This is a genomic window from Nocardioides sp. JCM 18998 (assembly GCF_055391535.1).
The window spans coordinates 2,217,054-2,241,100 of sequence record NZ_AP043886.1 but is presented as its reverse complement, the minus strand read 5'-3'; the positions used below and the strand labels follow the sequence as shown (position 1 = coordinate 2,241,100).

Here is a 24,047-nt window from a genome sequence, read left to right as displayed (position 1 = left end):
CCGAGTCGGCGGTGCCGGAGGGCCGAGTCGGCGGTGCCGGACGGCCGAGTCGGTCAGCTGGTGCGCTGGGCGTATGTCTGCGCGGCGGCGTAGACGTTGTCGACGTACTCCTGCGAGTGGTTGTAGGCGAAGATCGCCTGCGACCAGCCCTGACCGGTCGCCATGTCGAAGCCGGCGCCGCAGAGGTAGCGCATCGCCGTCATCGCGGCGTCGTCGATGTCGTTGATGTCGGCCAGGCCGTCGCCGTCCCCGTCGGCCGCCCAGCGCTCCCACGTGTCGGGGATGAACTGCATCGGGCCGTAGGCGTGGTCGAGGGCGCCGAGGGCGGGGCCGACGATCGGCGTCGAGGACAGGCCGTCGTCGCCGAGGGTGCGACCGCCGAGGGTGCCGTGCTGGGACTCGATCCAGCCGACGCCGGCGAGGGTGGTCCAGCCGATCGCGCAGCCGGCGGGGCGGGCGAGCTGGGCGCGGGCGTACGCGCGCATCGCCGGGACCGGGATCCCGGCGGCGGCTGCGGTCCGCGCCACCCAGGCCGGATCGGGGTTCTTGATGCCGGAGGCAGCGGCCGCCGCCGGAGCGGGGGCCGACTCGACCGGCTTGCTCGGGGCCGCGACACGCGGGTCCCCAGCCCCGGCCGCCGAGACCGGAGCCTCGGCGTAGGCCATCGGCTGGGCATCGGACGAGGACGCGAAGGCCCACGCGACGTACCCGAGGACGGTGACGACGAGGATGCCCGCCGCCACCGGAAGCCAACGGTGGAGACGACTCACCCGAAGCGGCCGTTGACGTAGTCGGCCGTGCGCGGGTCCTGCGGGTTGCTGAACATCGCCTCGGTGTCGCCGTGCTCGACGATGCCGCCGGGGGTGCCCTGGGCTGCGAGGAAGAAGGCCGTCTTGTCGGAGACGCGGGCGGCCTGCTGCATGTTGTGGGTGACGATGACGATGGTGACCTCCTCGGCCAGCTCCTTCATCGACTCCTCGATCACGCGGGTGGAGGTCGGGTCGAGCGCCGAGCAGGGCTCGTCCATCAGCAGCACGCGCGGCTTGATCGCCATCGAGCGGGCGATGCACAGGCGCTGCTGCTGACCGCCGGAGAGGCCGCCGCCGGGCGCGTCGAGGCGGTCCTTGACCTCGTTCCAGAGTCCACCGAGCTTGAGGCAGCGCTCGACGAGCTCCTCGCGCTCGGACTTGGACGCCTTGGCGCCGGTGAGCTTGAGGCCGGCCAGGACGTTGTCGCGGATGGACATCGCCGGGAACGGGTTGGGGCGCTGGAAGACCATGCCGATGTCGCGGCGGGCGTCGGTCAGCTTCTTCTCCGCGGCGTAGATGTCCTCGCCGTCGAGCAGCACCTGGCCGCCGAGCTTGGCGGAGGGCACGAGCTCATGCATGCGGTTCAGCGTGCGCAGGAAGGTGGACTTGCCACAGCCGGAGGGGCCGATGAGCGCGGTGATCTCGCCGGCCTGCATGGTCAGCGAGACGCGGTCGAGGACGAGCCGGTCACCGAACCAGCAGGAGACGTCGCGGGCCTCGATAGTGGCCAGCGGCCCCTTCGGGCCGCACGACGCTGCCCCGGGCGTCGGTACGTCGCGTCGGTCCGAGTCGACGGTGGGGATCACCTGGGTGGGCTCGGCGGTGGTCATGGCTCAAAGTCTCTCTGATTGCTCGGGAAAGTTCTATTTCCGAGGGGTGATGCTTTTCGGTGGTGCTTCGGGGTGGTGCTTCGGGGTGGTGCCGGCCCGGGGCAGAGCCCCGAGCCGGCACGGAGTGTCGCTGTGATCCGTACAGCCTCGGCTGCGGCGGGATCAGGCGAGCGAGGCGACCTTCTTCTTGTCAGCCTTGATCGACTTGTTGATCTTGGCGATCTTCTTCTTCAGGACGACCTTCTTGTGGCCCTTGGCCTTCTTGAGCTGCTTCTTGGCAGCCTTGAGGGCCTTCTGGTCCTTGGCGAGCTTGGCCTTGGCGACCTTGAGCGCGGCCGCGTTCGGGTCCGAGTGGGTCGACGTGCCGGTGGTCGGCGTCGAGGCGGCCTCGAGGTCGAGCAGCGGGTTCGCGACGATCATGTCGGCCGGAGCGATGTGGTCGCCGGTGGCGTTCGCGGAGATGATGTCACCGGTGGTCTGCTTCGAGACACCGCAGTACTTCGAGGTCAGCGGGAAGAACCCGTCGGCCGCGACGATGGCCTGGGCGGCCGGGGTGCAGAAGAAGCCGACGGTGCCGTTGGCGCCGAAGAGCCCGTTGGTGACGGCGCCACCTGCGAGGGTGCCCTGGTCGAACGCGTGCTGGTCATTCTGCTGAGCACTGTTCGCGCTGTTACGGGCGAACAGCCACAGCGCGCGCTGCTCCTTGAAGCCCTTGATGATGCGGAGCTTCTGGTCGGCCGGAGCGGTGAGGTTCCACAGCTTGGCGCGGCCCAGCGAGATCGGGACGACGCCGTTGGTGTCGGCGGCCAGCGGGGCACCGGAGTGCTCCGGGACGTTGACGGCGGCCGCGCCGGCGCTCGGGACGTAGGTGTTCGGGATGCCCGGGAGGCCACCGTTGCCGTCGGAGAGCTTCGCGCCACCGGCGGCGACGTTGATCGAGTCGATCGAGGAGCCGAAGAACTTGGCGGTGCCGGAGCCCGACTTCGGGACGTAGGCGTCGATCTTGCCGTCCTTGCCACCCACCTGCGACCAGTTGGTGTCGGTGCCGTTGAAGATCGAGAGGACCTGCTGGTCGTTCAGCGACTCCGGAGCGGCCGTGTTCTTCGCCGAGACGGCGAGGACGACGGTGTCGACGGCGAACGGGTAGCCGGTCGCGTCGCTGGTCTTGCCGTTCTTCAGCAGGTCAGAGGCGTCCGGGGCCGAGGACGAGCGGGCGTAGGAGATGACCGAGCCACCGTTGGCCTCGGAGGCGCCGAGCAGCTTCAGGCCGCCGCCCGAGCCGTTCGGGGTGGTGATGTTTGCGTTGGTGTCGCCGTTGACGCCGTTCCAGCCGGTCAGGTTGGCGACAGCGCCACCGTCGTTGGCGAGAGCGTTGTAGCTCAGCATATTGTACGTCTTGCCGCCGAGCTTGTCGGAGGCGTGGTTCTTGTTCCACTCGTCGGCCAGGTCGGCGACGACGTACTGGATGGTGTCGGAACCGGCGAACACGATGCTGCCCTTGCCGTCGACGGTCGAGGCGACCGGCGTCGAGGTGGCGGTCGCACCCTGGTTCAGGTTGGTGTTGAGCGCGGTCGCGGCACCGGCCGACGACAGAGCGACGAAGGCGACCGCGCTGGTCGCCAGACCGGCCACAGCCAGCTTCGCGGTGTTCTTGCGAACGAACATCAGTTGCTCCCTGATTCTTGTTCTATGACGTCCTGATGTGGGTTCACATCAAGTTCGGTAGGAGGGCGACCACCTGGTCGGTGGTCACCCAGGCCAGCGCGATCGCCACCGGCGCGGCGACGAGCCACACCAGCGACACCCGCACGTGGCGTCGCGCCACACTCACGCCCAATACCAGGGCGATCAGCAGCGCGAGACAGAGGGACAGCAGCGGCAGCACGCTGGTGTCGTGCGCCATCACCGCGTCGGCCGAGGCGGCGCCGGCGGTGTAGCCCGCGCCGGTGCCCTTCTCGGCGAGCGCGTCGACGTAGATCGCGTCGCGCGGGCGCAGAGCGGAGAGGAAGCCGGTGCTGTCGGCAGAGACCAGGGTGAGCCGGCTCTCCGTTCCGGTCAGCGCCGGCGGCACGGGATCGCCGGCGTGGCGGACGTCCTCGACCTTGTACGTCACCGACGCCTGGGCGTTCTGGACCACGATCTGGTCCCCGGCCCGCAGGCTGCCGATATTGCGGAACGGTGCGCCGTACGTGCTGGCGCGGCCCATCACGACCGAGACGCCCTGCTGCCCCGGAAGGACGGTGGAGGGCAGGTGGCCCGGCCCGGCCATCAGGTCGCGCGACGTCGAGCCCTGGACGACGACCTGCTCGAGGTCGAGCGAGGGGATGGCGAGCATCGCGACCGGGGCGCCGCGCTCCACGACGTCACCGTTGTAGTCGAGGGCACCGGTCGGCGCCGTCGCCGCCGCGAGCTCGCCGCGGAACTGGTCGTAGAGCAGGTGCTGGCTGCGCAGCTGGCTCAGGCCGCCGAGGACCAGGAGCTGCAGCACCATCCAGACGCAGACGATCGCGACGATGGTCAGCGCCGACGAGGCGACCTCGAAGGCCTCCTCGGTCTCGCCGGGGCGAACAGCACGCCGCTCCTGGGTCAGGATCGAGCTCTTCTTGCGAGCGCCCGAGACGGGGGCGGTCGTGGCGCTCACTTGACGCTCCGAACCAGCAGCGCGACGCGCAGCACGAGCGAGATGACGAGGGCCGCGAGACCGCCGGCGAGCAGCAGCGGCAGCGCACTCCCGCCCACCTTCGAGCTGACCAGCGTGGTCTTCACGACCGGGGCGCCCGCGGTGGTCGTGGTGCCGTCGGTGGTCGTCGTGGAGGGACCACCGACGACGTCGGTCGGCGCGGGCGCGACGGCCGGCGGCGCGACCCCCGGGGTAGTGCCACCGCCGATCGCGGTGCCTCCATCACTGCCACCGCTCGGGGTGTCAGTGGTGCCGGTGCCCCCGCCACCGCCGTCGCCGGGAACGCCCTTCTGGGCGAGGATCGCCTTGCCGGCGACCTGGGCCGCGGCGTAGAGCTTGGCGGTCGTGCCCGACTTGGTGATCGGGACGTAGCCAGCCGGCAGCTGGCCGTTGCCCCGGCCCTGGACCTGGCCCTCGGAGCTCGACACCTGGATGAACTGGGCGACGTGGCCCGCGTCGGCCTTGGCCAGCCCGCGCGCCTTGGCGGCCGTGTACACGACCAGCGTGCCCGGGTAGGCGGACTTGCTCTTGCGCACCGTCTCCTGGGTCAGGGCGAACGGCTTGTCCGCCTTCGGCTGCTTCATCAGCTTCACCGCGGCGTCGATGCCGCTCTGGTCGGCGGCCACGTAGTGGTTCGGGGAGGCCTGCAGGCCGGCGACGCTCAGGCCATAGCGGGCGGCGTCACCGAGCGTGACCAGGCCGAGCTCGAGGCGGCGGCCGATGCCCTCCTGGCCGATGCGGCCCATGGTCCAGGTGTTGGACGTCGAGTCGAGCGTGCAGAGGGTGGCCACGTTGGGCCAGCTCAGCAGCATCGAGCGGGCGATCAGCGAGAAGCTGCTCACCGGCGAGGCGATCTTCGACATGTACGGCGCCGGGTTGGCGTCGAGGCAGGCGTTGCCCGTCTTGGTCGGGACCCACTGGTCGAGCAGCGGCCAGGTGCTGACCGGGAGCTGCATGCCCTTGTAGTACGAGTTGACCCTCATCCCCCACTGGTCGGGCTTGCCCTTGAGCCAGGCCATCGCGGCCGGGTCGGACTCGATGTAGGAGGTCAGCGACTGGATCACCGCCGACGGCGTGTTGATCGAGAGCAGCGTCGAAGCGGCCTCGGTGAAGGAGATCTGGTTGAGGCCCGGGTTGAGCGCCTGGAACTGCGGGTCCAGGTTGATCGAGAGCGGGTTGTCCGCCAGATCGGCCTTCCCGTTGGCGCCGATGTGAGCACGCTTGGTGAAGTTGTTGCCGGGGTAGGACTCGGTCAGCAGCTTCGCGAGCAGGGTCGCGTTGAGCTTGAGCGACGTGACCAGACTCCCGTTGGGACGGTCCACGTTGAACGCGATCCCCCAGCCGCTGACCGCCGTCGGCGCGTACGCCAGCCCCTCGTCGCCCTCGCTGCGGCCGGCGGGCTGCGAGGCGATCGCCTGGCCGCTCAGCACCAGCTTGGTGGCGGCGTCATCCGGCATGGAGTCGGCCTGCCAGTTGAAGCGCTGCTTGTTGAGGCAGTACGCCGGGGCCCACTGCAGCGCCGCCTGGCTGAGCAGCTCGGAGCCGTAGAACGGCACCGGCGAGCCCGTGCCGTTGATCGAGCAGGTGTCCGGCGGCGGCGCGAACGTCAGCGGGATGGTGAAGCGACGGTCCCAGTTGGACGGCGACCACCAGTAGAGCGGCGAGAGCGCGTCGTCGGGCGAGGAGCTGTCGGTGTTGAGCGAGCCCGGCTCGAAGTTGCCGGTGCCGTTGCACGGGTCGGCGAGCGAGGCGCAGTCGACGCCCATCATCGGGATGACGACGACGGAGCACGGCACCGTCTGCGAGCAGCCGAGCGCCTCGTTCTCGATCTTGGTGCGGACCTCGAACTCCGCAGACCCGGAGCCGTTCGGCGCGGTGTAGGCGTAGATCTCGTTGGTCGGCTCGCCGGCGTTGTTGGACGCGGACGGCGGCATCGTCGAGTCGTTGCACTCGTCGTAGGACTTGGTGCTCTTGTCCGCCGACGTGGGCGCCGAGACGAACGGCGTGATGTGGTAGGCGTAGCTGGCCGAGGGCTGGCAGTCGGCGCTCAGCGTCGACGGGTCGACGCCGGAGATCCCGGGCGTCGCCGTGCTCGGATCCGTCACCGGGTCGTCGCCCTGGGCGTCGAAGAGCCAGGTCGCGTGCGCCGGGTCCGCCTGGGTCGTGCGCTGGTTCCAGGTGCTGGTCCAGCAGGTGTCCGGTGAGAGCTGCTGCGCTGCCGGGAGCGACGCGTCGTCGAGACCGCGGCACTCCATGATCATCATCGGGTACTCCTGCGCGACACCGTTGATGCCGTACGGGTTGAGCGCCCGGCCACCGGTCGGGTGCGCGCCTGACCAGGTGATGTTGATCCGCTCGCGGCTCTGCAGGTTGGTCGTCTTGTTCGCCCGCACCGTGACGGTGTTGGAGACCGACTTCAGGTCGCCCTGCGGCGCAGGGCTGGGCGAGTCGGTCGCACTCGGATCGGCGCTGGCGTCGTCAGTGGGGGTCGAGGTCGCGGCACCCGGCACGTAGTACGTGCGGGTCAGCTTCTGGGTCTTCGAGTACGCCGGAGCGTCGCTCGCGGCGCTCGCCTGGCCCGGCAGCGCGGCGAGCACGCCGAGCAGCAGCGCCAGCACTCCGGCGAGCGCGGCAAGGCGACGGGCGATGTGGTCGCCCGCGATCAGCCTCAGCGTCGTCATGCGTTCTCCCCCGCCTTCAGCCGGCGCCGGAAGGCGACGTAGAGACCCGGAGCGAGCACCAGGGCGGCGAGCTCGATCACCGAGACCCAGCCGAAGACCCGGTTGTCGCTGGAGTGCGACGCGCTGAGCTCGATCGCGTTGGCGGTCGCGGTGACGCCGGTGCCGCTCGTGGCGGTCGCATCACCCGTGACGGCGCCGGTCGCGGGATCGACGACCCCGGCTGCCGGAGCATTGCCTCCGGACGCGGCCGGGCCGTTCCCGGTCGCGGGTGCATCACCGGTGCCGGTGGTCGTACCGCCCTTGGAGCCGGCGACGTCGTTGCTGCCGGCCTGTGTGGTGGTGCCCGGGGCGACGACGGTCGTGCCGCACGGGTCGTTGCCGGCCTTCTGGCACGACAGCGGCTGCGGGGCCACCTGGGCGAGGTGGTTGGCGGCGAGGTTGCCCTTCACGAAGGTCGGGTTGTCGCAGCCCTGCAGGTTCGCGGTCGGGTCCTTGACGGTGACGCCCGAGACGGCGCCACCCTCGGCGGTCGGACCGAGCTTCTGGACCTGCCCGAAGGCGGCCTTGACCAGATTGAGCGGCAGCGGCGAGTAGCCGTACGGGCCCGCCTCGCTCTGGCCCGCGCACAGCGAGTAGGTCAGGAAGTCGGCCAGCGTCTGGCGCTTGGCGGGCGTCATCCGGCGATCGGTGTTCGACGTCGGGATGATCATGTAGGAGTACGACGAGACCGGGTAGGTGCGCGGGTCGGTCGAGGCGTAGACGCCGTCGAGGTTCTGGTTGAGGTACGTGTTCGCCGGGAGCCCCGCCGGGCTGCAGTTGCCGTTGCTGTCGCAACCGGTGATCCGGGCCTTCGTGAGCGCGACGGCGACGTTGTACTGGGTCGGCTGGACGAAGTAGCCGGCCTTGTTCTCGACGTAGGCGACCGGGTAGTTCGCGTTGAGCGGGTAGGAGTACTCGGCGTAGCCGATCGTGCCGTTGCCGGTCGCCGCGGAGACGGTGTTCATGATGCCGTCGTCACCGGCGGCAGCGATCTGGCGGCCCTTGCGCGGGTAGAGCGAGGTCAGGCCGGAGGCGCCGTTGTAGGCACGCCACACCGACGGGTACTGCTTGTCCATCCAGAGGGTGAACTGGGCGGTCGCGCCCGAGCCGTCCGAGCGGACGACCGGGGTGATCGGCAGCGACGGCAGCGCGTGCCCGTTGTTGTCCTTGGTGATCGCCGGGTCGTTCCAGTTGGTGATCTGGTTGGTGAAGATCTTCGCGATCGTCTCGCCGGACAGCCGCAGGTTGGTGACCTTCTTGCCGGCGACCAGGATCTGGTACGTGAACGCGGTGCCACCGGCCACGACGGGCAGGTAGGCGTAGGGACGCGTCGAGCTGTCCTGCTGGTGGGTCACCGGGTCGATGCCCTGGTAGGGGATGTCCGAGTCGCCGAAGTCGGTGACGTAGCCGGAGAAGTCCTTACGACCCTGCGAGGAGCCGTTGTTGTTGAACGTGACCTGCATGCCGCTCTTGGACACGTCGGCGATCCACTGCTGCACGATCGTGTACGCCCAGGTCGAGCCGGAGCCCTCGATCGAGGCGTACTCGGCGGAGGCGGGCCCGACGGTGTGCGTCAGGACCGCACCCGACAGGAGCGCGAGGAGAAGCACGCGCCACCGGGCGCGACGGGAGAAGAGGCGGTTCACAGGGTGTCCTCGTTAGAAGCAGGCGGAGTGGCTGGGAGGCCCAGGTCGAACGGACGGGTCGCGGCGCGCTCGTCGACGCCGGGCCGGATCTGCGGGAAGCGGATCTTCGTGATCCTGCTCAGCAGCGACGGCTTGTTGGACGCGGGGCGGGCCAGGTAGCGCGCCGTGGTGAAGAGGACGAGGACCAGGATCAGGAGCACCGCGGCGGCGCCGAAGGCCCGGGTGATCTGGATCTCCTCGCCGCTGCGGGCGCCGTCGTAGATGAACAGCGGCAGCGAGGTCATCACGCCGCTGGTCGGGTTGAGGTGGAGGAACGGCGAGTTGCCCGAGGTGATGAGCACCGGGGCGGTCTCACCGATACCGCGCGCGATCGCGAGGATCAGGGCGGTCGCGAGACCCGAGCGGGCGGTCGGAAGCACGACGTTCCACACCGTCGACCAGCGGCTGGCGCCGAGCGCGTACGAGGCCTCGCGCAGCGTGCCGGGCACGACGCGCAGGACGACGTCGGAGGTGCGCGCGATGATCGGCAGCATCATGACGCTGATCGCGAGCGCGGCGGCCAGACCGGACTTCGGCAGGCCGAAGGCGATGATCCAGACCGTGTAGATGAACAGGCCCGCGAGGATGTCGGGCAGCGCGGTCATCGCCTCGACGACCGTACGGACGACCTTGGCGAAGCTGCCACCGACCTCGTTCATGAAGACGGCGGTGCCGATGCCGAGCGGCAGCGAGATCGCCGCGGCGATGCCGAGCTGGACCACCGAGCCGGCGATGGCGTGCTTGATGCCGCCCATCGTCAGCGGGTCCTTGGAGCTGACGCCGGACATGTCGTGGGTGAAGAAGTTCAGGTGGTGCAGGGCCGGCCAGCCGCGGTGGAGCACGTAGACGATGACCGAGCCGAGCGCGACGAAGACGACGACCGCGGCCGACGAGACGAACCACTGCGCGACCCGGTCGGAGACGGCGACGTTGCTGTCGAAGGTCGCCGTGCCGACCGCGAGGAACAGCACGTTGCAGAGCGCGAAGACGACCACGAACCAGCCGAGGCCGTGCCACGGCAACAGGCGCTGGGTGATGACCCAGGCCATGCCGACGGCCGCCAGGCGCGCGCCCCACGTGAGGAAGTGGTTCTCGAGCGGCAGGCCGCCGAGCTTGGCGCGCGGGACCGGGCGGACCCCGGCGTCCTTCGTCGGCAGGTGCGTCGTGGCGACGCGCTGCGGGAGGACCGCGCCGGTGGTGGGCTCGATGGTGGTCGTCATGCGGGGTCCCCGTTCGAGGCGGAGCGCAGCGAGCATTCGAAGGGGATGCTCATGAGGTCTCAGCTCCCGAGCGCGAGCGGCCGACCACGATCGCGGCGAGCGTGTTGACGACCAGCGTGAGGACGAACAGGACGAAGCCGGCGGTCAGCAGCGCGGAGACCTGGATGCCCTGGGCCTCGGCGAACTGGCTTGCGATGAGCGAGGCCACCGACTGGCTGCCGATCTCGAAGATCCGGCCCTTGATGATGTAGTCGGGGCTGACGATCATGACGACCGCCATGGTCTCGCCGAGCGCACGACCCAGGGCGAGCATGGTGCCGCCGATGACGCCGCCGGCGCCGAACGGCAGGACGACCGTACGGACCATGCCCCACTTGGTGGCACCGAGCGCGAGTGCGCCCTCCTTCTCGCCCTCCGGGGTCTGGCTGAAGACCTGGCGGATGACCGAGCACCCCATCGGCATCACCATCATCGCGACGACGAGGCCGGCGATGAACGCGCTGGCGGTGTAGCGGGTCATGTCCGGGACCGCGGCGTTCGGGTCGGCCCCGACGACGGTGAGCAGCGGGAGCAGCGCGACGGCCGAGGCGATCGCGATGCCGAAGGGCACCCACAGCCAGCGGTTCTTGATCCGCATGCCGAAGCGCATGCCCAGGCCGGCGACCACGCCGATGACCATCAGCAGGATGACGATCGTGCGGGCGGTGCCGTGGACCAGCAGCGGCTGGAAGGTGCGCTGGACGAAGAGCGAGAAGTACGCCGCGTGCGGCTGGATGAGGAAGACGCCCCACAGGCCGTACACGACCGAGGGGATGGCCGCCATCAGGTCGATCGCCGCAACGAGCGTCGAGCGCATCCTCGGCGGCGCGTACTCGGTGATGAAGATGGCGGTGGCGAGCGCGAGCGGGAAGGCGATCGTCAGCGCGACGAGCGCGATCAGGACCGTGCCGGAGAGCACCGCCGCGATGCCGAGGACGTCGTGGCCGATGTCCCACTGGTGCTCGGTGAAGAAGCTGAGGCCGTAGTGCCGAAGCGTCGGGATCGACTGGTAGGCCAGGAAGACGCCGATGCCGCCGGTGATGGCCAGCACGGAGGCGCCGATCACGCGGAAGGTATGGGCGAAGACCGCATCACCGCCGGTCGGCTTGCGGGAGATCCGACGCGGCGTGGCGGGGGGCTTTACGTCGGACGCGGGGTCCGACAGCGGCAAGGTGGTCAAGCGGTTGGCCTTAAGGTCGTCGCCCGAAGGCGGCGGTCACATGCGCCGCAATACTGGGGACACCAGCCGACCAATGGGTCCGCACTTGGTGAACGACCAGTTAACGCAAACCCGGTTATAGGCCAACAAATTCAGGGTGTGCGCCGGGCCACACCCGCGAGGCTGAGAGCGCTCTCCGCCGACTCAGGCCTCCGCGGCCGCGAGCTCCTGCTTCCAGGCCCGGAAGCCCTCCTCGGTCCGGCCCCGGCGCCAGTAGCCCGAGATGCTCACGTCCACGCGCGGGAGGTCGCGCTCCTTGAGCAGATAGGGGCGGATGCCGTGCATGACCGACTGGGCCTCGCCGTGGACGAAGGCCTGCACACGGCCGGCCAGCCACTCCACCTCGCGTACGGCCTGGGTGAGCGCATCCGGCTCGGCCGAGACGATCCAGGTGATGGAGACGCCGGCCGGGCCGGCCAGGTCCTGGATGTGCTCCTCGTCGGGCACGTGCAGGACGGCGTGGCCCCGCGCGTCGTCGGCGAGGGCGCCGAGCGCGGCGCGGACGGCGGGCAGACCCGCCTCGTCGGCCGCGAGCAGGTGCCAGTCGGCGCTCGCATCGGGGGCGTACGCGCCACCCGGGCCGCGGGCCAGGATCCGGTCCCCGCTCTCGGCCTCGGCGGCCCACGGGCCGGCCAGTCCCTCGGTGCCGTGCACCACGAAGTCGATCGCGAGCGTCCCAGTGGTGACGTCGGGCTCGAGCGCGGTGTAGGTGCGCAGGACCGTGCTGCCGTCGGGCTGGTCGAAGACCAGCTTCACGTAGCGGTCGGTGAACGCGCTGTCGCCGAAGGCGGCGGCGAAGGCCTGCGGGTCGGCGGCGCGGAAGTGCACCCGGACCATGCCCGGCGTGAGCCGCTTGCGGTCCACGACGATCAGCTCGGTGTGCGGCTTCTCCTGCTTGCCGGGCCGCTCCGGCCGCTGCGCGCTCACGCCTCGGTCCCGTGCTTCGCGATGAACGCGAGGATCTGCTCGGAGAGCTCCGGGCGGCAGACGATCACGTCCGGCAGGTAGACGTCGTCCTGGTTGTACTCCAGCGGCGAGCCGTCGACGCGGCTGGTGAACAGGCCGGCGGCACGGGCCACCGCGACCGGGGCGGCCGAGTCCCACTCGTACTGGCCACCGGCGTGGACGTAGGCGTCGGAGATGTCGCGGACCACCGACATCATCTTCACGCCGGCCGACCCCATCGGGACCAGCTCGGCGTCGAGCTCCTCGGCGAGGGCCGCGACGAACGCCGGCGGACGGCTGCGGCTGACGGCGATCCGGATCCGCTCGCCCCGGCGGTGGTCGAGACCGTCGAGCCCCGGGACCTGCGGCGGGTTGCCGGTGTGGAAGGTGCTCTGCACGTCGGAGGCGGCCAGGGCCGGCTGCGCCACGGCACCGGCGATGAGGTCGCCCTCGGACCAGAGCGCGACGTGCACCGCCCAGTCGTCGCGCGGCGGCTCGGAGAACTCGCGGGTGCCGTCGAGGGGGTCGATGATCCAGACCCGCTCGGCGGAGAGACGACGGACCTTGTCGGCCTCGGTGTTGGCGCCCTCCTCGGAGAGGACGGCGTCGTCGGGTCGGTACGTCGCGACCAGCTCCATCAGCAGCTCGTGCGCGGCGCGGTCGCCGGCGTCCTTGAGCTCCTTGCCCTCCAGGCCCTGGGTGCGGACCTCGAGCAGCCTCTCCCCCGCCTGCTCGGCCAGCCAGGCGGCGAGCAGATGGTCGTCGGCGATGATCTCGGCGGTCGGCACAGTCATGGCGCCCACCCTAAAGGAGCGCCGGTCGCGGCCCCGGGCCAGACCGCGCAGGTGCGGGATGCGTCGCGCGGGTCAGGGGCGCGGGAGGCGGTGGACCAGGACGGCGACCTTGTCGATCCGGTGCTGGGGGTTGCCGAGCGCGTCGGTCCAGTAGTCGCCGCGGGCGTGGTCCTCGGGGGTGGCGCAGGTGGACAGCGTCAGCCAGGCCTGCCGCGGGCGGACGCCCGGGTGGCCGGGCACGGCGGCGCGCTGCAGCCGCAGCGAGTGCGGCGAGCGGAAGTCGACCCACCGCGTCCGGACCACGCGGTAGAGGTAGCGCCACTTGCCGGCGTCGATCATGATCTGGGCGCCGCGACGCAGCGACGGCGTCCGCCAGAACGGCGCTCCGTGGGAGCTGCGGTGGCCGGCGATCATGTAGTTGCCGATGCCGCCCGGCCCGACCCCACCGCCCTGGCCGACCGGGCCGATCGAGGCGGCTGCGATGCCGCGGTTCTGGATGACGGTGCCGGCGCCGTCGTCGGTGCGACCGCGGTACGCGATCACCGGCATGCTGTGGATCCCGATCGCGGGGATCGTCAGGCGGGCGTTGCGCGAGCCACCGTCGCTGGCGATCGCGGCGCTGTGCGCGGGACCCGGGAACCAGGCCGGGCGGCCACTCTGCTGGGCCGCCGCGTGCGGGACCGAGGCGGCCTGCGCGCCGGGCGGTGACAGCACGGCCACGGCGCTGATGGCGGCGATGAACACGGTGGCGGGGACCGAGAGACGTGGCACGCGAACCGCAGTCCCCCATTTCGGGGAAACCATGCCTCAGCGTCTCATGTCGCGCTCAGGTCCGCGCGAGGTTTTCACCATGGTCGCCGTTCCCTTTGAGAGTCGTGTCAGCAGTTCGCGGACCGACGCCATCGACGAGATCTCGCCGGGCCTCGGCGAGTGGATGGGCCAACTCGGCCGGCTCGCCGCCCGTGGCCTGGCCGCCGCCTACGACCCCACCGCAGACCGCTTTCCGCAGACGGTTCGGGCCGTGCGCGAGCCTGCCGGAGTGCACCTCCAGCGCGAGGGCACCAGCCAGCGCTACGCCGCGATCGCAGCCCTCGGCCTGAGCCGGCTGCCACTAGGCCGACAGCGCGAGGTCCTCGGCGGCCTGACCGCCGCGGAGGTCGCCGCGCTGGTGGTGCGCCGGGCGCAGGGCTCCGACGACGTCGGCGCGATCGCGCTGGCCGTGTGGGCCGCCGCGGAGACCGGCTCGTACGCCCACCATCTCGTCGCACGGCTGCGGGCCGCGATCGGCGACGGCCATCCGCTGCCGACCGTGGACGCCTCCTGGACGCTGACCGCGGCGGTACGCGCCAATGCGCTCGGCGACACCGATGACCTGGTGACCGCCACGGCCGGGCTGCTCAGCCGCAACGCCGGCCCGGCGTTCGCCCACATGCTGCCCGCCTCGAGCGGATCCCGTTGGCGGGCACACGTCGGCAGCTTCGCCGACCAGGTCTACCCGCTGCAGGCACTCGCGCTGGCCTCCCGCCTGACCGGTGACCCTACGCAGCTGGCCCGCGCTGACCGGATCGCGGCGACGATCGTCGGCGCGCAGGGCGAGGCCGGTCAGTGGTGGTGGCACTACGACTCCCGCGACGGCGCCGTGGTCGAGCGCTACCCGGTCTACAGCGTCCACCAGCACGCGATGGCGCCGATGGTCCTCTTCGACCTGTGGGAGTGCGGCGGCGCCGACCACCGCGAGGCGATCGCGCGCGGGACCAGCTGGCTGCTCAACCATCCCGAGACCCTCGACGAGCTCGTCCACGACCGGCACGGTCTGATCTGGCGCAAGGTCGGTCGCCGCGAGCCGCCCAAGGCGGCCCGTGCGGCGGGCGCGCTGACCACGTCCGTACGCCCCGGCCTGCACGTGCCGGGCCTGGACCGGGTGCTGCCGCCCGGGCCCATCGACCACGAGTGCCGCCCGTACGAGCTCGGCTGGCTGCTCTACGCCTGGTTGCCCGCCGGAGGCGGCGATGAGTGACGGCTGCCGGCTCTACGGCCTCGACGTCTCGCCCCTGACCTTGAGCGAGGTGGTCGACCTGGCCGACCAGGCGGTGGTCGACCGCAGCCGTCTGCTGATCGGGGTGCTCAACGCCGCGAAGGTGGTGAAGCTCTCCCAGGACCACGTCCTGCGCGACTCGCTGCTGGAGGCCGACGTCCTGCTCGCCGACGGCCAGTCGATCGTCTGGGCGAGCCGGCTGCTCGGCCGCCCGCTGCCGGAGCGCGTCGCCGGGATCGACCTCTTCGAGGCCCTGCTCGGCCTCGCCGACCGGCACGGCCTGCGGGTCTACCTGCTCGGCGCCCAGCCGGATGTCCTGGCCCGCGTCAACGAGACCATCGAGCAGCGCTGGCCCCGGGCACAGATCGTCGGCAGCCGCGACGGCTACTTCACCGAGGACGAGTCCTCGGAGGTCGCCGCCGAGATCGTCGAGTCCCGCGCCGACCTGCTCTTCCTCGGCATGACGACCCCGAAGAAGGAGGTCTTCCTCGGCACGTACGGCGACCTGCTCGGGGTTCCGGTCATGCACGGGGTCGGCGGCTCCTTCGACGTCCTCGCCGGCGTCACCCGGCGTGCCCCTGCCGCCTGGCAGCGCGCCGGGATGGAGTGGGCCTACCGGGTCCTGCAGGAGCCGGGCCGGCTCGGCCGTCGCTACCTCACCACCAACGTCGCCTTCCTCGGCATGTCAGCCGCCGAGCTCGTCCATCCCCGCATCCCCTACCCCAGGCGGTGCGACGCCATCACGACTGCCGGCACCCTCACCGATTCCGCGGAGGAACCCTCATGGATCACACGTTCGACGGTCGCGTAGCCGTCATCGGGCTCGGCTACATCGGCCTGCCCACCGCCGCCTGTCTCGCGACGCGAGGCGTCGAGGTGATCGGCGTCGACGTCAACGAGGCGACGGTGAAGTCGGTCGCCAACGGCGAGGTGCCGTTCATCGAGCCCGACCTGGCCGCCGCGGTCAGCGGCGCGGTGGCGATGGGCCGCCTCACGGCCACCACCGAGGTCCCGGAGGCGGACGCCTACATCATCGCGGTGCCGACGCCGTTCGCCGAGGACCACCAGGCCGACCTCCACTACGTCCGTGCCGCGACCGAGGCGATCGCGCCGAAGCTGCGCGGCGGCGAGGTCGTGATCCTCGAGTCGACCTCTCCCCCGGGCACCACCCGCTCGATCAGCGAGTGGATCGCCGACCTGCGGCCCGACCTGGTCCTGCCGCACGCCTCCGAGGGCGTGCCGGACATCTACGTCGCGCACTGCCCCGAGCGGGTCCTGCCGGGCCGGATCATGATCGAGATGATCACCAACGACCGGGTGGTCGGCGGCATCACGCCCCGCTGCACCGCGAAGGCGGCGAGCATCTACCGGGTCTTCTGCCAGGGCGAGATCGTCACCTCCGACGCCGCCTCGGCCGAGATGGCCAAGCTCGTCGAGAACGCGTACCGCGACGTCAACATCGCCTTCGCCAACGAGCTCTCGCTGATCAGCGAGGACCTCGAGCTGGACGTGTGGGAGGTGATCCGGCTCGCCAACCACCACCCGCGCGTCGAGGTGCTGACGCCCGGCCCCGGCGTCGGCGGGCACTGCATCGCGGTCGACCCGTGGTTCATCGTCGGCGCGGACCCCGAGGGCTCACAGCTGATCCGGACCGCCCGGATGATCAACGACGCCAAGCCGCATCACGTCGCCGCCCAGGTGGCGCGCAAGACCGAGCGCTTCCGCAACCCGACCGTGGCGTGCCTGGGCCTGGCGTACAAGGCCAACATCGACGACCTGCGGGAGAGCCCGGCGATCGACATCGTACGGGCGATCGCCGAGGACCAGCCCGACCTCGACGTCCGGGTCGCCGAACCTCACATCCACACCCTGCCCGAGCAGCTCACCGCGTATCCCAACGTGCGGCTCGAGGCGGCCTGCGACGCGATCGCCGCGGCCGACATCGTGGTGCTGCTGGTCGACCACGACCACTTCCGCTCGCTGAGCCGCTCGCGGCTCGCGGGCAAGGTCGTCTACGACACCCGGGGGCTCTGGCGATGAAGCGGGTCCTGGTCGTCTACGGCACCCGGCCAGAGGCGATCAAGCTCGCGCCCGTCGTACGCGCCCTGCAGGAGTCGCCCCACCTCGAGACGGTGGTCGGCGTCACCGGGCAGCACCGCGCGATGCTCGACCAGGTCGACCGCCTCTTCGGGATCGTGCCCGACCTCGACCTCGACGTGATCCGGCCGCGGCAGGAGCTGCACGAGATGACCGGCCGGATCCTGACCGGCATGGTGGAGGCGATCCGGTCGGTGCGGCCGGACGCCGTCATCGTCCAGGGCGACACCACCACCGCCTTCGTCACCGCGCTCGCCGCGTTCTACGAGCAGGTGCCGGTGCTCCACGTCGAGGCCGGGCTGCGCACCCAGGAGCGCTACGACCCGTTCCCGGAGGAGATCAACCGGCGGCTGATCTCCCAGCTGGCCGCCCTGCACCTGGCCCCCACCGCGTCGGCCCACGCGAACCTGATGCGCGACGGCATCTCGCCGGCGGACGCGCTCATCACCGGCAACACCGTGATCGACGCGCTGCTCGACGTGGTCGAGCGCCGGCTCCCGCTCGACGACCCCGCCGTCACCGCGATGGCCCACGGCCCGTGGGTGCTGGTCACCAGCCACCGTCGCGAGTCGTGGGGCGCGCCGATGGCGCGCAGCGCCAACGCCGTCGCGCGGCTGGCCAAGGAGTTCCCCGAGGTGCGGTTCCTGGTGCCGGCGCACCTCAACCCCGTCGTACGGGAGGTGCTGCTGCCGCCGCTCGAGGGGTTCGACAACATCGTGGTCACCTCGCCCCTCTCATACTCCGACTTCGCCTACGCGATGGCCCGGAGCACGCTCTGCCTCACCGACAGCGGCGGCGTGCAGGAGGAGGCGCCGAGTCTCGGCAAGCCGGTGCTCGTACTGCGCGAGACCACCGAGCGCCCGGAGGCCGTCACCGCCGGGACGGTGCGCCTGGTCGGGACCGACGAGGACCTGATCGTCGCCGAGACCGCCCGCCTCCTCACCGACCCGCTCGCCTACGACGCGATGGCGCAGGCGGTGAACCCCTACGGCGACGGCTTCGCCGCTGCGCGCGTACGGGCGGCGGTGGAGTCGTTCTTCGGCGTCGGTGAGCGGCTGCCCGACTGGTCCTGCTGACCTCTCGGGCGCCCGCGTCCTCGCCCGCTGATGGATCACATACCCCGCTGGGTATGTGATCCATCACACATTTCTCACCGCGCACTCAGGGTCCGGCCCACTCCCACACGCGCGGCCCCAGGCAAAGTTTCTCGTGCCGCCCTCCCTCATTTTGGGTATATCGAGAGCTCTGGAATGCGTCCGAAAGGTCAGTGACGCATTCGGTCGATGAGTTTGCCAAGCCGGACTTCTTCCGGAGACTGGGAGCGATCAGAAGCCCGTCGCACTTCTCATGAGGACTGCGCAGCAGCGGGTCGTTCTCGTTCGCAGGGCGTTGCACCCGTGGTGGCAGGGCCGCCGCATCGGAGCATCAATCAGCTTCGTGCGGGGCACCGGCACCATCGCCGCGACCGGCGACACCGGCCGCGGCGCACGCCGTCGTCAGAGACACGATCCGCGAGCTGCCCACCCCCGCACGATGCGGAAGTTGCGATAGCGGAAACGCCGAAGTCTTCTACCCAAGATTAGGTATATCCGCTCGAATTTCAACGCAGGCCGTCAACCCCGATCGACACCCGCCGAATTTCGAAGCACACGAAGTCCGTCTCCCCAGACGGTGAGGCCCCGCCATGCCTCCGACCGATTGGATCCCCCTATGTTCCCCCGCCAGGCAACCCCGCATCGCACGCGCCGACGAATCGCGTACATCGTCGGTGCCAGCCTCCCCCTCATCTCACTCTGCGGCGTCGCCATCGCCGACGGCTCCGCCACGGCCGCGACCGCGTCCTCGTCGAGCTCGGCCTCGACCGCCGCGGGCACCGAGACCATCTACACCGCCAGCACGGCCCCCTCCGTCGCCTCCGACTCCGGTCAGGTCGAGCTCGGCACCCGGTTCAGCGTCACCACCGCCGGCACTGTCACGGGCATGCGCTACTACGGACCGGCCACGACCGCCAAGCGCACCGGCAGCCTCTGGTCCGGCAACGGCACCCGGCTGGCCACCGCCACCTTCGCCACCAGCACCGCGAAGGGCTGGCAGACGGTCACCTTCAGCAGCCCCGTGCACATCAACGCGAACACGGCGTACGTGGTCTCCTATCTCGCCCCGAGCACGGGCTACGCGTTCTCGAGCGGCGGCTTCAAGAGCGCCAGTACCCACGGGCACATCGTCACGAACGCCGGGGCGGGCGTCTTCGTGTACAACGCCAAGGGCGGCTTCCCCACCCAGACGTACCAGAACGCGAGCTACTACGCGGACGTCCTGTTCACCCCCGACGCCGCCGGCTCGGGCGGCTCGACGTCGGGATCGGGCACGACCCCGAGCTCGGCCCCGAGCACCGCGCCGGCCACCACCGCTCCGTCGGCCCCCGCCACCACGCAGCCGTCCAAGCCGGCCACCTCGGCTCCGGCCACGACGGCCCCGAGCACGCCCACCGCCACCTCGAGCGCCGCCCCCGCGGGCGCACGCAACTGTGCATCGGCTCCGAGCTCGTGCGGATACCCCGACGCGACCAACACCGGCGTCACGCCGGGCACCCAGCTCACCGACGTGCCCGGCAACGCCACCAGCGGCAGCGGTTGGACCTGGGACCGGACCAACCAGAACATCACCGTGAACACCAACGGAGCGGTGCTGCAGAACCTGGTCGTGCACGGATCGATCGAGGTCTACGCCTCGAACGTGACCATCAAGAACGTGCACGTCATCAACAACGGCGACTGGTGGGCGATCGGCCTCCACGGCAGCGCCAACACCACGATCGACCACGTCCAGATCTCATCCGACCCGGCGAAGAACCGCCTCGAGGTCGGAATCAAGGACGTCACCGGATCGTCCAGCGGCACCCGGATCGAGCACACCGACATCTCCGGTGTCGACACCGGCATCCAGGTCCACGAGGGCCTCGTCCAGGACAACTACGTCCACGACCTTCGCCTCAACTCCGGCGACCACGTCAACGGGTTCTCCTCCAACGGATCGACCACCCCGCTGACGATCAACCACAACACGATCCTCGACCAGATCGACCAGACCGACGCCATCAGCCTCTTCCAGGACTTCGGCGTCGAGGCCAACCGCACCGTCACCAACAACCTCATCGCAGGCGGCAGCTACACCCTCTACGCCGGTGGCGGAAGCAAGGGCATCAGCCACAACATCACCATCAGCGGCAACCGGTTCTCGCGGATCTTCTACCCCACCGGCGGCGTCTTCGGCCCCGTCACCGCCTTCGACAAGACCGGCAGCGGCAACACCTGGTCCAACAACGTCTGGGACGACACGTCGGCACCCGTCAACCCCTGACCCCTCGAAGGGGGTGGATCCGAGGATCCACCCCCTTCGGCATTCGCCCGAGGAGGGCAACCATGTTCACCCAGCGCAGCTCCCGCCGGCTGCCCGCTCGTCTCCTTCTCATGACTGCGGTCGCAGCACTGGTGGGGGTCTCCCTCTCCGCCGGGACCGGCGAAGAGGCGGCCTCGGCCCGTACGGCACCCCGAGCCACCGCCACCATCAAGATCCAGGCGCCCCAGTGGGCCTCGTCCAGCCATGCGCCGACGTTGACGCTCCGGACGAGCCACGCCCCCCGAGGCGCACGGGTCTCGGTCCGCGTCGACGGCCGCCGCGTCGCGGTCCTGCGCACCCCGGTCCGCCACGGCCGCGAGCGCGTCACGCTGCCACGGCTCGATCCCGGCACCCACCACGTGAGCGCGACGATCCGTCGGGGCGCCAGGGTCCTGGCCGTCGCGTCTCAGCGCACGATCGTGGCGAAGCGCGGCTGCTCGTGGATGCCGCGGGTCTGCGGTTTCCCCGACGCCTCCACCACGGGCGTCACCCGGGGCACGCGCCTCCAGACCCACCGGGGCGACCTGACGATCCGGCAGAACGGCGCGGTCGTGCAGAACCTGGTCGTCCTCGGGTCGATCGAGGTCTACGCCTCGAACGTGACCATCAGGAACGTGCACGTGATCAGCAACGGCGACTGGTGGGGCATCGGCCTCCACGACACCTCGCACACGACCATCGCCCACACCCAGATCAGCCGCGGCGCGGGTGGCCAACGGCTCGAGGTCGGGATCAAGGACGTCACCGGATCGTCCAGCGGCACCCGGATCGAGCACACCGACATCTCCGGTGTCGACACCGGCATCCAGGTCCACGAGGGCCTCGTCCAGGACAACTACATCCATGACATGGCGATGAAGGAGGGCGACCACGTCAACGGGTTCTCCTCCAACGGATCGACCATGCCGCTGACGATCAACCACAACACGATCCTCGACCAGATCGACCAGACCGACGCCATCAGCCTCTTCCAGGACTTCGGCGTCGAGGCCAACCGCACCGTCACCAACAACCTCATCGCAGGCGGCAGCTACACCCTCTACGCCGGTGGCGGAAGCAAGGGCATCAGCCACAACATCACCATCAGCGGCAACCGGTTCTCGCGGATCTTCTACCCCACCGGCGGCGTCTTCGGCCCCGTCACCGCCTTCGACAAGACCGGCAGCGGCAACACCTGGTCCAACAACGTCTGGGACGACGACGGTGCGCTCGTGTCGCGGTGACCTCCGGCCTACCCAACTTGGGGGACGTGTCGAAGACTCACCGCGTCACCAGCGGAATCACCCACTTACCGTGAACTGTGGGGCCTGGATCGGACGTGAGTCACCGTGTCACGTCGCTGCCCGAGAGGCGGCGGCGGATACGGCCTGACGGCGCGACCGTCGTGACGATCTACGGGGTCGCCCTGCTCGCCGTCCCGTCGCGACTCACGTTCGCGCCGCTCGGCGGTGCGGGGTCGCCCGCGGACGTCGTCGGCCTCGGCGCGTTCTGCGCGTGGGCCTACTTCCACATCCGACGACCGCGACCGTCAGGATTCCGGCACCAGCCGGTGAGGACGGCCATGCTCGTGCTCATCTTCACGTTCGCGATCAGCTACATCGCGGCGATGACGCGGGCGATCGATCCGGCGGAGTCGAGCACGGCCCAGCTGGGCCTGGTCGAGCTCGTCTCCTGGGCCGGCATCCTCTTCGTCGCCAACGACGGGATCCCGACACGGCGCCGCCTGGACACCGTCCTGCGCCGACTCTGCCTGGGCGGTGGACTCCTCGGCCTCCTCGGCCTGGCGCAGTTCGCGACCGGGCGCCCCCTGATCAACATGATCCCGTTCCCGGGACTCACCGCGTCGCAGGCATTCGCCGAGGTCGCGACGCGGGCGGGATTCAACCGGCCCGCCGGGACGGCGATCCATCCCATCGAGTTCGGTGCCGTCCTGACGATGATCCTGCCCATCGCGATCAACGTGGCGATCATCGACAAGGGCCGGAGCCTGCTGCTCCGGTGGGGCCCGGTGGCCACCATGTCGGTCGCCGTCTTCGTCTCCATCTCCCGATCCGCCATCATCTGCGCCGCCGTCGGGATGATCGTCCTCGCGGTCGGCTGGACCTCCGCGACCAGGCGGATCGCCCTCGCGTGCACGGCGCTGCTGGTGACCGCCCTGTACGTCATGATCCCCGGCCTCGTCGAGACGCTCATCCAGCTCTTCACCGGGATCAGCAACGACAGCAGCGCTGCATCGCGAACCGGCTCGTACGCGCTGGCGGGCGAGTTCATCTCGCGCTCACCGGTCTACGGTCGCGGCTTCGCGACGTTCCTGCCGAAGTACCGGATCCTCGACAACCAGTACCTGGGCCTGCTCATCGAGGTCGGGGTGGCTGGATGCCTGGCGATGCTGTTGCTCCTGCTCACCGCCATCCTCTGCTCGCGCGTGGTCGCGGTGACCGCGACGAGCGCGAGCGACCGCATGGTGGCCCAGGGCCTGACCGCATCGGTGTGCGCCGCGGCGGTCGGCCTGGCGTTCTACGACGGCCTCGGGTTCCCGATGGCGGCGGGGACGCTCTTCCTCATCCTGGGCCTGGCCGGCGCACAGTGGCGGCTGACGCGACGCCGGCGCGGCCTGCCACGCGAACGACGCTGGGCACGACCACCCTGGGCCTCCGAGGACCCGGGCAGCACCGCACACCAGGCACGTACTCGAACAACGACGCGCGTATTCCGACGCGACGGCGCATCGAAGGAGCCCATCGTGGGGCGAAGGGGCGGCAACCATGTATCTGCTTGATCTCCTGGGGAGTCTGGTGCGGCGCTGGCCGCTCACCCTGCTCGCGCTGGTGATGACCGCCTGCGGTGGCATCGCGGTGGCCCACCTCGTGCCTGCGCAGTACGAGGCCAAGTCGAGCCTTGTCCTGCTGCCGCCGAAGAGCTCGGAGTTCCCGAGCGAGAATCGCTACCTCATGCTCAGCGACCTGGGTCAGGCGTCGGGCGTCGTCATTCGAGCGCTGAACGGCGACGAGACCCACCAGGCCGTGGCTGCGGACCTGGCCGGCGGGGGCTCGTACGACGTCGTGCCCGACTACACCACCAACGCGCCGATCCTGATCATCACGGCCACCAGCCCGACCTCCGAGGGCGCCGCTGCGGTGCTCCACGACGTCGAGGCGCAGGTACCCGACGTCCTTGCCCGCCTGCAGTCCGCAGCCGCGATCAACGTCGACGCCCAGATCAGCGCGGTGCACCTGACGACGAGCGAGCAGCCGACCAGGGTGATCAAGAAGCAGATGCGTGCCGTCGTGGCTGCCAGCGTCCTGCTGCTCGCCGTGCTCATGGCGTCGGTGGGTGCGATCGACGGGCTGCTGCTCCGTCGCTCCGAGTCGCGGGCGATGGGAGCGCGCGCGTCCGGGCGGGCGCGCAAGAAGAGCAAGGACGTCGCCGCGCACGAGGAGGATCCGACGGTGCTGCGGGCGCAGCAGGCGAGGAGCACGGTCCCCACGAGCAAGACGCGCGCCGATGTCCGCTGAGGGTCGAGGCGTCGGCCACCCGTGGCGTCGCAAAGCCGTCATGCGTCAGGTGGGATCGCC

General features: G+C 70.4%; 19 protein-coding genes. 8 read left to right on the top strand and 11 right to left on the bottom strand.

Going from position 1 to position 24,047, the window contains the following annotated elements; translation table 11 throughout:
• Positions 1-53 precede the first annotated feature (53 nt).
• The 11 genes from ACZ5L9_RS10440 to ACZ5L9_RS10390 all read right to left on the bottom strand — a co-directional run bounded on the left by ACZ5L9_RS10440 (position 54) and on the right by ACZ5L9_RS10390 (position 13,712).
• The gene (locus tag ACZ5L9_RS10440) at positions 54-743 is read right to left on the bottom strand and encodes a lytic transglycosylase domain-containing protein (protein WP_464527381.1); all 690 of its coding nucleotides are present in this window, start codon (positions 741-743) and stop codon (positions 54-56) included.
• 23 nt (positions 744-766) lie between these two features.
• A complete protein-coding gene (locus ACZ5L9_RS10435) occupies positions 767-1,639 on the bottom strand; it encodes a phosphate ABC transporter ATP-binding protein (protein WP_464527379.1) in 873 nt (290 codons plus the stop codon).
• 162 nt (positions 1,640-1,801) lie between these two features.
• Positions 1,802-3,304, bottom strand: a complete 1,503-nt coding sequence (locus ACZ5L9_RS10430) for a substrate-binding domain-containing protein (protein ID WP_464527377.1) — start codon at positions 3,302-3,304, stop codon at positions 1,802-1,804.
• A gap of 43 nt (positions 3,305-3,347) precedes the next feature.
• Positions 3,348-4,280 (bottom strand): class E sortase, encoded by a 933-nt coding sequence (locus tag ACZ5L9_RS10425; protein ID WP_464527375.1) that lies wholly within the window; start codon positions 4,278-4,280, stop codon positions 3,348-3,350.
• Entirely contained in the window at positions 4,277-7,000 is a 2,724-nt protein-coding gene (locus ACZ5L9_RS10420; RefSeq protein ID WP_464527373.1) for a hypothetical protein, read from the bottom strand. The genes ACZ5L9_RS10425 and ACZ5L9_RS10420 overlap by 4 nt, the downstream gene beginning before the upstream one ends.
• The gene (locus ACZ5L9_RS10415; protein ID WP_464527371.1) at positions 6,997-8,685 is read right to left on the bottom strand and encodes a substrate-binding domain-containing protein; all 1,689 of its coding nucleotides are present in this window, start codon (positions 8,683-8,685) and stop codon (positions 6,997-6,999) included. The genes ACZ5L9_RS10420 and ACZ5L9_RS10415 overlap by 4 nt, the downstream gene beginning before the upstream one ends.
• Complete coding sequence (pstA, locus tag ACZ5L9_RS10410) at positions 8,682-9,944, bottom strand: phosphate ABC transporter permease PstA (RefSeq protein WP_464527369.1); 1,263 nt, start codon at positions 9,942-9,944, stop codon at positions 8,682-8,684. The genes ACZ5L9_RS10415 and pstA overlap by 4 nt, the downstream gene beginning before the upstream one ends.
• A gap of 49 nt (positions 9,945-9,993) precedes the next feature.
• Positions 9,994-11,163 (bottom strand): PstC family ABC transporter permease, encoded by a 1,170-nt coding sequence (locus ACZ5L9_RS10405; RefSeq protein ID WP_464527367.1) that lies wholly within the window; start codon positions 11,161-11,163, stop codon positions 9,994-9,996.
• 183 nt (positions 11,164-11,346) lie between these two features.
• Positions 11,347-12,129: a siderophore-interacting protein gene (locus tag ACZ5L9_RS10400; protein ID WP_464527365.1), complete on the bottom strand. Its 783-nt coding sequence runs from the start codon at positions 12,127-12,129 to the stop codon at positions 11,347-11,349.
• Positions 12,126-12,941, bottom strand: coding sequence for a 3'(2'),5'-bisphosphate nucleotidase CysQ (locus tag ACZ5L9_RS10395; protein ID WP_464527363.1), 816 nt, complete (start codon positions 12,939-12,941; stop codon positions 12,126-12,128). The genes ACZ5L9_RS10400 and ACZ5L9_RS10395 overlap by 4 nt, the downstream gene beginning before the upstream one ends.
• A gap of 72 nt (positions 12,942-13,013) precedes the next feature.
• Positions 13,014-13,712, bottom strand: a complete 699-nt coding sequence (locus ACZ5L9_RS10390; RefSeq protein WP_464527361.1) for a class E sortase — start codon at positions 13,710-13,712, stop codon at positions 13,014-13,016.
• 79 nt (positions 13,713-13,791) lie between these two features.
• Between ACZ5L9_RS10390 and ACZ5L9_RS10385 the strand changes: the two genes are divergently transcribed.
• From ACZ5L9_RS10385 to ACZ5L9_RS10350, 8 genes are all read left to right on the top strand, one after another.
• Positions 13,792-14,958 (top strand): hypothetical protein, encoded by a 1,167-nt coding sequence (locus tag ACZ5L9_RS10385; RefSeq protein ID WP_464527360.1) that lies wholly within the window; start codon positions 13,792-13,794, stop codon positions 14,956-14,958.
• Positions 14,951-15,787 (top strand): WecB/TagA/CpsF family glycosyltransferase, encoded by an 837-nt coding sequence (locus tag ACZ5L9_RS10380; RefSeq protein WP_464527358.1) that lies wholly within the window; start codon positions 14,951-14,953, stop codon positions 15,785-15,787. The genes ACZ5L9_RS10385 and ACZ5L9_RS10380 overlap by 8 nt, the downstream gene beginning before the upstream one ends.
• Positions 15,760-17,016 carry a UDP-N-acetyl-D-mannosamine dehydrogenase gene (wecC, locus tag ACZ5L9_RS10375; RefSeq protein WP_464527356.1) on the top strand — a complete coding sequence of 419 codons (1,257 nt, stop codon included), beginning with the start codon at positions 15,760-15,762 and terminating at the stop codon, positions 17,014-17,016. The genes ACZ5L9_RS10380 and wecC overlap by 28 nt, the downstream gene beginning before the upstream one ends.
• Positions 17,013-18,149, top strand: coding sequence for a non-hydrolyzing UDP-N-acetylglucosamine 2-epimerase (wecB, locus tag ACZ5L9_RS10370; protein ID WP_464527355.1), 1,137 nt, complete (start codon positions 17,013-17,015; stop codon positions 18,147-18,149). The genes wecC and wecB overlap by 4 nt, the downstream gene beginning before the upstream one ends.
• A 634-nt stretch (positions 18,150-18,783) precedes the next feature.
• Positions 18,784-20,433, top strand: a complete 1,650-nt coding sequence (locus ACZ5L9_RS10365; protein ID WP_464527353.1) for a DUF4082 domain-containing protein — start codon at positions 18,784-18,786, stop codon at positions 20,431-20,433.
• A gap of 62 nt (positions 20,434-20,495) precedes the next feature.
• Entirely contained in the window at positions 20,496-21,695 is a 1,200-nt protein-coding gene (locus ACZ5L9_RS10360; RefSeq protein ID WP_464527351.1) for a right-handed parallel beta-helix repeat-containing protein, read from the top strand.
• A gap of 161 nt (positions 21,696-21,856) precedes the next feature.
• Positions 21,857-23,251, top strand: coding sequence for an O-antigen ligase family protein (locus ACZ5L9_RS10355; protein WP_464527349.1), 1,395 nt, complete (start codon positions 21,857-21,859; stop codon positions 23,249-23,251).
• Positions 23,238-23,987, top strand: coding sequence for a YveK family protein (locus tag ACZ5L9_RS10350; RefSeq protein WP_464527347.1), 750 nt, complete (start codon positions 23,238-23,240; stop codon positions 23,985-23,987). Before ACZ5L9_RS10355 ends, ACZ5L9_RS10350 begins: the two co-directional genes overlap by 14 nt.
• Positions 23,988-24,047 lie beyond the last annotated feature (60 nt).

Coding starts and splice junctions, on each gene's coding strand:
- ACZ5L9_RS10435 (WP_464527379.1), bottom strand. CDS start 1,639: ATGACCACCGCCGAGCCCACCCAGGTGATCCCCACCGTCGACTCGGAC.
- ACZ5L9_RS10430 (WP_464527377.1), bottom strand. CDS start 3,304: ATGTTCGTTCGCAAGAACACCGCGAAGCTGGCTGTGGCCGGTCTGGCG.
- ACZ5L9_RS10420 (WP_464527373.1), bottom strand. CDS start 7,000: ATGACGACGCTGAGGCTGATCGCGGGCGACCACATCGCCCGTCGCCTT.
- pstA (WP_464527369.1), bottom strand. CDS start 9,944: ATGACGACCACCATCGAGCCCACCACCGGCGCGGTCCTCCCGCAGCGC.
- ACZ5L9_RS10395 (WP_464527363.1), bottom strand. CDS start 12,941: ATGACTGTGCCGACCGCCGAGATCATCGCCGACGACCATCTGCTCGCC.
- ACZ5L9_RS10385 (WP_464527360.1), top strand. CDS start 13,792: ATGGTCGCCGTTCCCTTTGAGAGTCGTGTCAGCAGTTCGCGGACCGAC.
- ACZ5L9_RS10380 (WP_464527358.1), top strand. CDS start 14,951: ATGAGTGACGGCTGCCGGCTCTACGGCCTCGACGTCTCGCCCCTGACC.
- wecC (WP_464527356.1), top strand. CDS start 15,760: ATGGATCACACGTTCGACGGTCGCGTAGCCGTCATCGGGCTCGGCTAC.
- wecB (WP_464527355.1), top strand. CDS start 17,013: ATGAAGCGGGTCCTGGTCGTCTACGGCACCCGGCCAGAGGCGATCAAG.
- ACZ5L9_RS10365 (WP_464527353.1), top strand. CDS start 18,784: ATGTTCCCCCGCCAGGCAACCCCGCATCGCACGCGCCGACGAATCGCG.
- ACZ5L9_RS10360 (WP_464527351.1), top strand. CDS start 20,496: ATGTTCACCCAGCGCAGCTCCCGCCGGCTGCCCGCTCGTCTCCTTCTC.
- ACZ5L9_RS10350 (WP_464527347.1), top strand. CDS start 23,238: ATGTATCTGCTTGATCTCCTGGGGAGTCTGGTGCGGCGCTGGCCGCTC.